At 64.6% G+C, this 9,804-nt stretch carries 10 protein-coding genes; 1 reads left to right on the top strand and 9 read right to left on the bottom strand.

Annotated elements, in window-relative coordinates; translation table 11 throughout:
• Positions 1–124 precede the first annotated feature (124 nt).
• The gene (locus RMO57_RS09445) at positions 125–406 is read right to left on the bottom strand and encodes an HPr-rel-A system PqqD family peptide chaperone (RefSeq protein ID WP_310386011.1); all 282 of its coding nucleotides are present in this window, start codon (positions 404–406) and stop codon (positions 125–127) included.
• Positions 407–463: 57 nt separating this feature from the next.
• Positions 464–1,036 carry a hypothetical protein gene (locus RMO57_RS09440; protein ID WP_310386009.1) on the bottom strand — a complete coding sequence of 191 codons (573 nt, stop codon included), beginning with the start codon at positions 1,034–1,036 and terminating at the stop codon, positions 464–466.
• Positions 1,037–1,362: 326 nt separating this feature from the next.
• On the opposite strand from RMO57_RS09440, the gene pssA reads away from it, so the two are divergent.
• Entirely contained in the window at positions 1,363–1,980 is a 618-nt protein-coding gene (gene pssA / locus RMO57_RS09435) for a CDP-diacylglycerol--serine O-phosphatidyltransferase (protein ID WP_310386007.1), read from the top strand.
• 187 nt (positions 1,981–2,167) lie between these two features.
• Here the strand turns inward: pssA and glcF are convergent, their stop codons facing one another.
• The 7 genes from glcF to RMO57_RS09400 all read right to left on the bottom strand — a co-directional run.
• A complete protein-coding gene (gene glcF / locus RMO57_RS09430) occupies positions 2,168–3,439 on the bottom strand; it encodes a glycolate oxidase subunit GlcF (protein WP_310386005.1) in 1,272 nt (423 codons plus the stop codon).
• Positions 3,440–3,460: 21 nt separating this feature from the next.
• A complete protein-coding gene (gene glcE / locus RMO57_RS09425; protein WP_310386003.1) occupies positions 3,461–4,540 on the bottom strand; it encodes a glycolate oxidase subunit GlcE in 1,080 nt (359 codons plus the stop codon).
• Between the two features lie 3 nt (positions 4,541–4,543).
• Positions 4,544–6,046, bottom strand: coding sequence for an FAD-linked oxidase C-terminal domain-containing protein (locus tag RMO57_RS09420; RefSeq protein WP_310386001.1), 1,503 nt, complete (start codon positions 6,044–6,046; stop codon positions 4,544–4,546).
• A gap of 62 nt (positions 6,047–6,108) precedes the next feature.
• Positions 6,109–6,771, bottom strand: coding sequence for a PhaM family polyhydroxyalkanoate granule multifunctional regulatory protein (locus RMO57_RS09415; protein WP_310385999.1), 663 nt, complete (start codon positions 6,769–6,771; stop codon positions 6,109–6,111).
• A 64-nt stretch (positions 6,772–6,835) separates the two neighbouring features.
• Entirely contained in the window at positions 6,836–7,768 is a 933-nt protein-coding gene (locus RMO57_RS09410) for a TraB/GumN family protein (RefSeq protein WP_310385998.1), read from the bottom strand.
• A gap of 29 nt (positions 7,769–7,797) precedes the next feature.
• Entirely contained in the window at positions 7,798–8,280 is a 483-nt protein-coding gene (locus tag RMO57_RS09405) for a retropepsin-like aspartic protease (RefSeq protein ID WP_310385997.1), read from the bottom strand.
• Positions 8,281–8,308: 28 nt separating this feature from the next.
• A partial coding sequence (locus RMO57_RS09400; RefSeq protein ID WP_310385996.1) for an AAA family ATPase occupies positions 8,309–9,804 on the bottom strand: 1,496 nt, incomplete at its 5' end.

Genomic DNA, 9,804 nt, shown 5'->3' with positions numbered 1-9,804 from the left:
GCCGTCCATTTGGCCCCGTCTTTTTGCCCCATAGCCGGGCTACGGGGCTGCAAATCCGGCACCAACTGTCCTGGCTGAGGCCGATTCTCGCTATCGCCGCCTTCTGCCGCCCGGGCTCCTAGCTTCATGCGCAAGTCCGCGAGCCGATGAGGTTCAATTCAGCCAGAAAGCGCAGGCTTTCGCTCAAAACCGCGCGGTGCTCTGCGGGCGCCGGCAAGTCAAGATCGCTGGCAACTTGCTGCTCGATTTCGGCACCGGACAAAGGCCCCGTTTCCAACGCCATCAGCGCCGCCGCACTGAGGCTGTCCAGCAACAAGGTCTGCCCCGTGCCTTGATCAAACAGTAACCATTCAGTGCCGAAATTCCGCCAACTCAGGCGAGTCAATTCGCCCAACTGCCAAATCATGCTCGGAGGCGTCTCAACAGTGATGTGCAAACTCAATGGCTGTGCAAACCCAAGGGGTCAAGCCAGGTTTTCCAAGTAGCCTTTGAAGAAGGCCAGTGCCGCCACCCGCTTTGTGGTGTCGGTGTAGAGCGCTACAACTTCGGCGGGCTTGTAAGGGAAGCTAGCAGGCATGGCCTTGGCATTGAGATAGGCCGCAATCCAATGCGCCATGTCTTGGCTGGCGTACCGGTTCGTCATCGCAAACAAGCCGGTGTTTGCATAGGCGGCTCCCGAACCAAACACGGTCTTGACCAGCGCAGTTGGAGTGACCCCCGCTGGCCATGTGTTCAATGGCGTCGGCACGGCCACAACACCGGGCTTGGGTGTCACGGCCGGTGCTGCCGCGCCCCAATAGGCAACACCCTTACCGCCTGCGGTGACTTTGGTGATATTGGGCCCGAAGCTGTGAGCGGCCGACTGCACGCCCGACACGGTGCACATCACATCCTTGCCGGTGCCATTTTTGCAGACGAAGACAGTCGATTGAGTTTGCGCCAGCGCGCCAATGGGAGTCAATGCAGCCAGGGTCGCCGCGCCGGTTCCGGCGCCCTTGAGCAGCAGGCGGCGCCGCACCAGAGCGTCAGCGGACAACAGTGCCGCCGCTGACTCCGCTGGCGAAGAAGTAACTGACTGCGATGACTGCTTGTTCATTCTTGACCTCGATTCGACCGAATTCATGACCCCTGCCGCGGTTCTGCCCACCGAAGGGGTTGGTTAAGCGCGTGATCCGCTCGGGCCATGTGCACGCGCATGGCTCGCCCATTCCTAGATTGCCAGATTAGACAACAAAGCAGAGCAAATACTGCCAACCCGTCACCCCCTGTATCAGGGGTGTTGTGTTGTCATACCGCGTGCTCCTTGTACGGCGGCCGCAAATTGGTAACTTGCCCGTTTTTGCTGTCGTTTATGCTCGGCGCATGAACAAGCCCAAGCCCTTTTCGATGATCCGCGAGTTTCATCTCGCCGATTGGTTTACCTTGGCGAACTCGTTTGCCGGCATGGGCGCGCTGTTCTCGGTGATGACTTTTTTACAGACCGGCGAGGTCCGGCATATCTATTACGCCTGCGCGCTGATTCCGCTGGCCTTTGTGTTTGATGTCTTGGACGGCAGCGTGGCGCGCTGGCGCCAGCAGTCGTCGACGCTGGGGCGGGAATTGGACTCGCTGGCGGATGTGATCTCGTTCGGCGTGGCGCCGGCCGCGATTGCCTATGCTTGCGGCATGCAGGGCTTGTTTGACCGCATCGTGCTGGTGTTTTTCGTCGCTTGCGGCGTTTCGCGGCTGGCGCGTTTCAATGTGACGGCCGAGGCGCTCAGCGAAGGTGGCGACAAGGTCAAGTACTTTGAGGGCACCCCAATACCGACGTCCTTGGTGCTGGTGATCGTGATGTGGATCGCGGCCGCACAGGGCGCATTGGGCGATCAACTCTGGTTCGGCAGCGTGGAGATCGCCGGCTTCTACCTGCACCCCTTGGTGCTGATGTACGCCATTTCAGGGGCCTTGATGGTCAGCCGCATCCGCGTCCCCAAGTTCTGATCCGGCCAGCAGAAAAAGAAGAGTCCGGACGCCGACCACGGCATCCGGACTGATCACGCTGGCTGGTCCGGCTAGGCCTGGACTGGCTGGCTTGGGGCCCTCGTCGGCATCCCCCTCCTGTCGTTGTGGCCCAATTATGAAAATTTGGTTCTAGGGTGGTCTTGGTGTTTGCCCTGATTTGGGCGATCTACGCGCCTTCTGTAGGGCGGCCTTGGGTCAGCGCTTGATCCAATACTTCCACCCAATGCCGAACCGGCGTGGACGTACCGCTTTGCAGATGTTGGATGCAGCCGATATTGGCCGAAACGATGGTCTGGGCCTGCAAGGGCGCCAGTGTCAGCAGTTTTTGGTCGCGCAATTGCTTGGCGAGTGTGGGTTGCAGTACCGAGTAGGTGCCGGCGGAGCCGCAACAAAGGTGGCTGTCGCAGCCGGCCAGCTGCACCTCAAAGCCCAGTTCGCGCAAGCCTGACTCGACGCCGCCACGCAGTTGCTGGCCATGTTGCAAGGTGCAGGGCGGGTGATAGGCGAGCTTGTGCAGCGTTTTTGCATTCAGCAGCAAGGGCTTCAGCCGCGGCACAAGTTCGGGCAGCAATTCGCTCAGGTCGCGCGTGAGGGCGCTGAGCTTGGCCGCCTTGGCGGCATAGGCGGGGTCGTCGCGCAGCGCGTGGCCGTATTCCTTGACCGTCACGCCGCAGCCCGACGCATTCATCACCAGCGCTTCGATCTTGCCGGCCGCGGTCAGCCCTTCGACCAGGGGCCACCAAACGTCGATATTGCGCCGCATATCGGCCAGCCCGCCGGCGTGGTCGTTCAGATGACTGCGGATGGCGCCGCAGCAGCCGGCTCCTTCAGCCACCAGGGTCTGGATGCCGGCGGCGTCCAGCACGCGGGCGGTCGCGCTATTGATATTGGGCGCCATGCTGGGCTGTACGCAGCCAAGCAACAAGCCCACCTTGCGCGGGTGGCTGCGCGTCGGCCAGTCATGTGCGCGCGCGCCCGCCGGGGCCGGCACTTTGTCCTTCAGGCTGGCAGGCAGCAGCGGCCGCAGCAGCTGGCCCAGTTTCATGGCGGGCTTGAAGACCGGCGATGTCAGACCCTCTTTCAGCAGCCAGCGCACGCTACGCTCCTGCAGGGGTCGCGCGACCTTGGCCTCGACAATGCCGCGGCCGATCTCCAGCAACTGCCCGTACTGCACGCCCGAAGGGCAGGTGGTTTCGCAGTTGCGGCAGGTCAGGCAGCGATCCAGATGCAGCTGGGTGCTGCGCGTCGGCTCGGCGCCTTCCAGCACCTGCTTGATCAGATAAATGCGCCCGCGCGGGCCGTCCAGCTCATCGCCTAGCAGCTGGTAGGTCGGGCAGGTGGCAGTGCAAAAACCGCAGTGCACGCAGCGGCTGAGGATGGCCTCGGCCTCGGCGCCGACAGCCGTGCCTTGAAATTCGGGGGCGAGTTGGGTTTGCATCAGCGCAGGCGGTAGCCGTGGTCAGAGTTCGTCATAGAGCCGCCCCGGGTTGAAGATGCCCTGCGGGTCGAAGGACTTCTTCAACTCGCGGTGAATGCGCAGCAGCGGCGCCGACAGTGGGGTAAAGGCGCCGCCACTTTTGTCGGCGCCGCGGAACAAGGTGGCATGGCCGCCCGCCTTGGTGGCCAACTCACGGATCGCGTTCGCCGCCAGCGGCGTGGCCACCCAGCGCTGCGCGCCGCCCCATTCGATCAGCTGCTCGCCGTGCAAGCTCAGCGCCGGCGCGGTTTGCGGCAAGGACAAGCGCCACAGCTTGGCCCCGCCTTCGACGGCGCGCGCCGCACCCAGAAAGTACTCGTCGCTGTGGTCGCGCAGGCCGGCCCAGAAGGGCGCGGCCAATTCGGCCTCGATCAGCTCGCCGCCCAGCGCTTGGGCAGCTGAGTGCACGGCCGCCCGCGCGCCGGCCAAGCGCAACAGCAAGGCGCCGTCCCACCAGGCGCTGGCATTGATGGGCAGCGGCTGGCCGCCCCAGCGGTTCAGCTGGTTCAGCGCCTGCTCCTGGCCGAGCTCGAAGCGCAGCGTGGCCTGCGCCTTCGGCGCCGGCAGCACCTTCAGCGAGACCTCCAGCAACAGGCCCAGAATGCCCATCGAGCCGGCCATCAAACGGGACAGGTCATAGCCGGCAACGTTCTTGATCACCGTGCCGCCAAAGCTCATCGCCTCGGCGCTGCCGTTCAGCATCGTCACGCCCAGCACATGCTCGCGCAAGGCGCCCATGCTGGCCCGCGCCGGGCCGCTCAGGCCTGCGGCCACCATGCCACCAACCGTGCCGCGTCCGCCGAAGCGCGGCGGCTCAAAGGCCAGCCGCTGGCCCTGCTGCGCCAGCAGTTGCTCCAACTCGATGATGGGCGTGCCGGCCTTGACGGTCACCACCAATTCACTCGGCTCATAACTGCTGACGCCGCTGTAGCCGCCCATCTCCAGCAGCTCGCCGCTGGGCGTTTGGCCGTAGAAGGCCTTGCTGCCGTGGCCGCGAATTTCCAGCTTGGCACCACGCGCGGCCGCGCTCTTGATCTGGTCCTGCAGTTGGCTGATCGGCATCGCTCAGAATCTCGGCAGGTCGGGATGCGCCAGCAGGCCGCGGCTGACATGCATGCGGCCGTACTCGGCGCAGCGGTGCAGGGTCGGGATCACTTTGCCGGGATTGAGCAGGCCTTGCGGGTCGAAAGCCAGTTTCACCGCATGCATCTGCGCCAGCTCGGCAGGAGAAAACTGCACGCACATCGAGTTCAGCTTCTCGATGCCGACGCCATGCTCGCCCGTCACCGTGCCGCCCAAAGCGACGCTGGCTTCCAGAATTTCGGCACCGAATTCCTCGCAGCGCCGCAGCTGATCCGGGTCCTTGGCGTCGAACAGAATCAGCGGATGCAGATTGCCGTCGCCGGCGTGGAAGACATTGGCGCAGCGCAGCTGGTATTTTTTCTCCATCTCGGCAATCGCCAGCAAGATATCGGCCAGGTTCTTGCGCGGAATGGTCGAGTCCATGCACATGTAATCGGGGCTGATGCGGCCCGAGGCGGGAAAAGCGTTCTTGCGCCCGCTCCAGAATTTCAGCCGTTGCGCCTCGTCCGCGCTGACCTCGCAGTGTGTCGCCCCGCTGGCCATCAAGACCGCCTGCATCTGCTCGATTTCCTCGGCCACTTCTTCGGCCGTGCCGTCGCTCTCGCATAGCAAAATGGCGGCGGCGTCGAGGTCATAGCCGGCGTGCACAAAGTCCTCCACCGCCGCGGTCATCGCCTTGTCCATCATCTCCAGGCCGGCCGGGATGATGCCGGCGGCGATGATATTGGCGACGGCCGCGCCGGCTTTGCGGACGTCATCAAAGCTGGCCATCACACAGCGCGCCAAGCTGGGTTTGGGAATCAACTTGACCGTTACTTCGGTGATCACGGCCAACATGCCCTCGCTGCCGACCATCAGGCTGAGCAGATCCAGGCCGGCCGCGTCCAAGGCCTGCGAGCCGAATTCGACCGCCTCGCCTGCCATGGTGAAGCCCCGCACACGTAGAACGTTATGCAAGGTGAGGCCGTACTTGAGGCAATGCACGCCGCCGGAGTTTTCGGCCACATTGCCGCCGATGGTGCAGGCGATCTGGCTGCTCGGGTCGGGGGCGTAATACAGGCCGTGCGCTGCCGCCGCTTCCGAAATCGCCAGATTGCGCACGCCGCATTGCACGCTGGCGGTGCGGGCCACCGGATTGACCTGGATGATCTGCTTGAATTTGGCCAGGCCCAAGGTGACGCCCAGGGCATGCGGCATCGCGCCACCCGACAAGCCGGTGCCGGCACCGCGCGCCACCACCGGCACTTGCAACTGGTGACAGATGCGCAGCACGGCGCCAACTTGGGCCTCGGTTTCCGGCAGCGCCACCAGCAAAGGCCGCTGCCGGTAGGCGGTCAGGCCGTCGCACTCATAGGGTGCGGTGTCTTCACCATGCCAGAGCAGGGCATGTGCCGGCAACTCCGCTGCCAAGGCCTGCACCACCCGAGCCTGCGCGTGGGCACGCTGGGCGGGGTCAACCACACTAGTTGCCAATGCTGTATTCAAGCGCTTCCTCCTGAGCTGGATTGACTGTAACTGCCCCGCCTTGCGGTCCGCTGAACGCGGCCTCAGAGCTTGCGTTTGGCGGCGGGGCTTTTGGCGGCCGGCTTGGGCGCCAGGCTTTTGGCCACTTGGCCGGCGACGGCTCCGGGCACGGCGCCGGCCTTGCGCAAGGTGTCACCGGCCACGTCGAGCGACTGCTTGACGATGCTGCCGGCCAGATGCTTGGCCGCGTCGGAGGTCGAGTCCTTCATGGCGTTGGCCGCCAATTGGGTGAATTGCTGGCTCAGCGCGCCCCACCATTGCAGCGGGTCGACGGCGCCCACTGCCGGCGGCTTGGCATCACTGTCGCTGGGGACGGGGGCTGATTGCGGCGCTGGCGCAGGCGGTTCCGCCGCCTTCACCTCGGGCGCCAAGCCCGGCCAAGTGGCGGCTGCGGGCACTTGCAGCGCCTCGCTCAGCTGTTCCAAAGGCACGTTCATCGACTTCAAGGTCGCCAGCGTCATCTTCTGCACTTCCAGCGCCTGGATGGTGGCGCCCAACATGCGGGCGTTTTGCTCCAGCCAGAACTGCACGGTGCGCAACTCATCAATGCGCTTGCCTAATTCCTCAGGGTTCAGCGTTGGTGCCACCCATTGACCGACGCCGGGCATGGCCGCGCCGGCGCCCTTCATCAGCCCCTGCAAAAAATCAAAGCCAGGGACGAATTTGCTGAAACTGTTGTCGGCCATATAGGTTCCTTGGGTCGGTCTTGTCGGGTGGGGGGGAGGCGCTTGAATGGTACGCCGCCGACCATTAAAGCGCAGATCGCTTGGGCGCTGGATGCAGTTGTTCGACAACAAAGCCGCGTTGACTCAATTGTTTCAGCAGCGATTGCGGCCCGCTGAGGTGCAGGGCGCCGACCGCCGCCAGCACGGACTGCCCTTGCGCATGGCGAGCCGCTATGGCGGCGGCCAGTCCCGGGTTGCGGGCGTCGTTGAGGCGGATGAAATCGGCGCGGTCCTGTGCGTCCTCCACACAGTCGCACCAGCGCGCATAGTTCTGCATCGTTGCCAAGTCACCTTGCTCCCAGGCCTGGGCCAGGCGTTTCATGATGGGCCGCACACGCCCCTGTTCGAGTTGCGCCAAGCCCTTGTCCAGGCTCAGCAAGGCCAGCTTCGCTTCGCTGGGGATCAGCGCCTGCTGCTGGCTGGCGGCGTCCTCCAGGCCGATGATGGGTAGGCCATGTTGGCGCGCCCAGAGGCTGAGCAGCAGTTCCTGGCCAAAGCTGGGGTCGAGGCCGTCCCAGCGCGCCGCCAACACCGTGTAAGTACTCAGTTCCATCAGCGGATGCTGACCCGCCAGCGCCTCAGGCGGCAAGCAGGCGCCGCGCGCCTGGGCGTCCAGGCGTTTGCGCAGCGCCGGGCCGAGCTTGAGCTGGGGCGCATGTGCGGGCGGCTGACTCAAGACCTGCAAGGTGGCGGCATCGCTGAGGTCCAACTCCAGGGCCAACAGGTCAACGCGCTCAAGCGCCGCCCGCAGCTTGGGCCCGGGGTAGGCCCATTCCGGCCGGCCGATATGCAGGCTGCCAAAAACATAGGACTCGCGCCCGTCGCGGCTGATGCGGTACAGCAGGCCGCGGTCTGGCGCCTGCTGGCTCCAGGCTTGGGCCTGAGCTGGGGTCGCCTGCACTGGCGGCGCAGGGCAGTTTGTTGCCGACAAGGCCTGGCCAAGCAGGCCCCAAGTCAAGCTGATGACGCCAAGCTGCCTCCAAACCATCATCGCTGTGCCCGGATATGCAATTTGCCGTCCTCCTGCCTGAAGTCCAGCTTGGACAAGATGTCCATCCCCAGCAGCGGCGCGCCCAGGGCCGGCAAGACCGTCACGGCCAAGCGCTCGGCCTGTACGCCGCCTCTGAGGCTGATGTCAGCACGGGCCCGGAAGCCCTGCGTGATGCCGGCGGCGGTGTGCGAGCTGACACGCGCCTCGGCCACCAAGCCGGCGCGCTCGGCCAAGGCTTGCGGCAAGGCGGTGCCGGTGGCGCCGGTGTCGACCAGAAAGTCCACCGCCACGCCGTTGACGGCGCCCGGCCAGTGGAAATGCCCGTCGGGGCCGCGACTGAGCGTGATTTCGGCGCCGGCGATCGAAATCAGGCTTTGGCTGCGCTGATGCTCCCAGGCCTTGAAGCCGAGAAACACCGCCAGCAGAATCAGCAGCCAGATGGTCAGCAGTTTGAAGTTGTGCGGCAGTTCTTTGTTCATGCCGCTAGCTTGCCATGAACTTGGCTTGCTACTGCTTGAAGCCAATCGAACGCCGATTGCGTACCAGGGGTTTGACGCGGTGCTCGGCCTCCAGCTGGGCCAGGAATTCATCCGCCGTCAGCGTCTCGCCGAGGATCTCGATCTGCTGGCGCACGGCCGCGAAGTCGCCCGGCGTCAAGGCGTCCAGGGCGCCCAAACGCTGCAATTGATCGGCATCCAGCGACAGCCTTTCATCGCCCAAGGCCTCACGCAGAAACATCCGCTGGCGCTGCTCGGCGCTCAGCGGCTTGAAACCGATTTTGAAGGCAAAGCGGCGCAGCGCCGCCTCGTCCAGGTCCTCGAACAGATTGGTGGTGCAGATGAAGATGCCGGCAAAGCGCTCCATGCCGGCCAGCATTTCATTCACCTCGGAGACCTCGTAATTGCGCTCGGCCATGCGCCGGCTACGCAAGAAGCTGTCGGCCTCGTCGAGCAGCAGGACAGCGTTCTCGGCCGCGGCGGCCTCGAACATGCGGGCCATATTCTGCTCGGTCTCGCCGACGAATTTGCTGGATAAATCACTCGCCTGCTTGACCATCAGCGGCCGCCCCAGGGACTGGGCAATATGCTCGGCCAAGGCGGTCTTGCCGCTGCCCGGCGGGCCGTAGAAACACAGATTGCCGCAACCGCGCTTTTCCAAAGCGGCAACGATGCGCGGGATCTCGAAACGCGACTCGCAGTTCAGCAGGTCCAACGCGTATTGGGTGACGACGGGGCGAGCCAGCCGCTCGCGGCTGCGCTGGCCCAGCGCCTTGTCGGCGTTTTCGAGCTGGCGCTCGATCATCCGCTCGCAATCATCGGCCTTGCCGGCCAGTTGAGCGAAGCGCACGGCGGTGCGAATCTGTGCCGGCGTCAGACCGCGCCGCTCGGCCAGCTTGGCGGTGAATTCGGGGCTGACCTGTACCTCGGCCAGCGCCTTGGTGACCAGCCCTAAGCGGGCGCCGGGTGGCGGCGATTTCAGCTCCAGATGGTATTGAAAGCGGCGCCTGAAAGCCGGGTCGATCTGCTCGATGCGGTTGGTGATCCAGATCACCGGCACCGGGTTGGTCTCCAGGATCTGGTTGACCCAGGCCTTGCCGCTGACCGAGCCCGAGGCCGGCGCGTCCAGGGCCGAATCCATGCGGGCGATCAGCTGGGCGGTGTCGCTGGACAGCGGCGGGAAGACATCCTCAACCTCGTCGAACAGCAGGGCGACGTTCTCGCTCGCCTTCAGGAACACCTGGCTGATCTGCAGCGAGCGGTAGCGGTCGCGGCCGGACAGTGAGTTGCCTTCGCGGTCGGCATATTCGACCTCGTAAAGATCCAGTCCGGCGGCTTGTGCCGCGACCTTGGCCAGCTCTGTCTTGCCGGTGCCGGGCGGGCCGTAGAGCAGCACATTGACGCCGGCCTCATGGCGCAGCACGGCATTGCCGAGCAAGGTGACTAGCACTTTCAGGTCGTCGGCGACGAACTGAAAGTCGTCGGCGCTCAAGAGGCTGCGCGAGG

Origin of the sequence: Roseateles sp., assembly GCF_031397715.1 — a bacterium.
Classification (GTDB): domain Bacteria; phylum Pseudomonadota; class Gammaproteobacteria; order Burkholderiales; family Burkholderiaceae_C; genus Paucibacter_A.
This window is presented reverse-complemented; position numbering and strand designations above follow the sequence as displayed.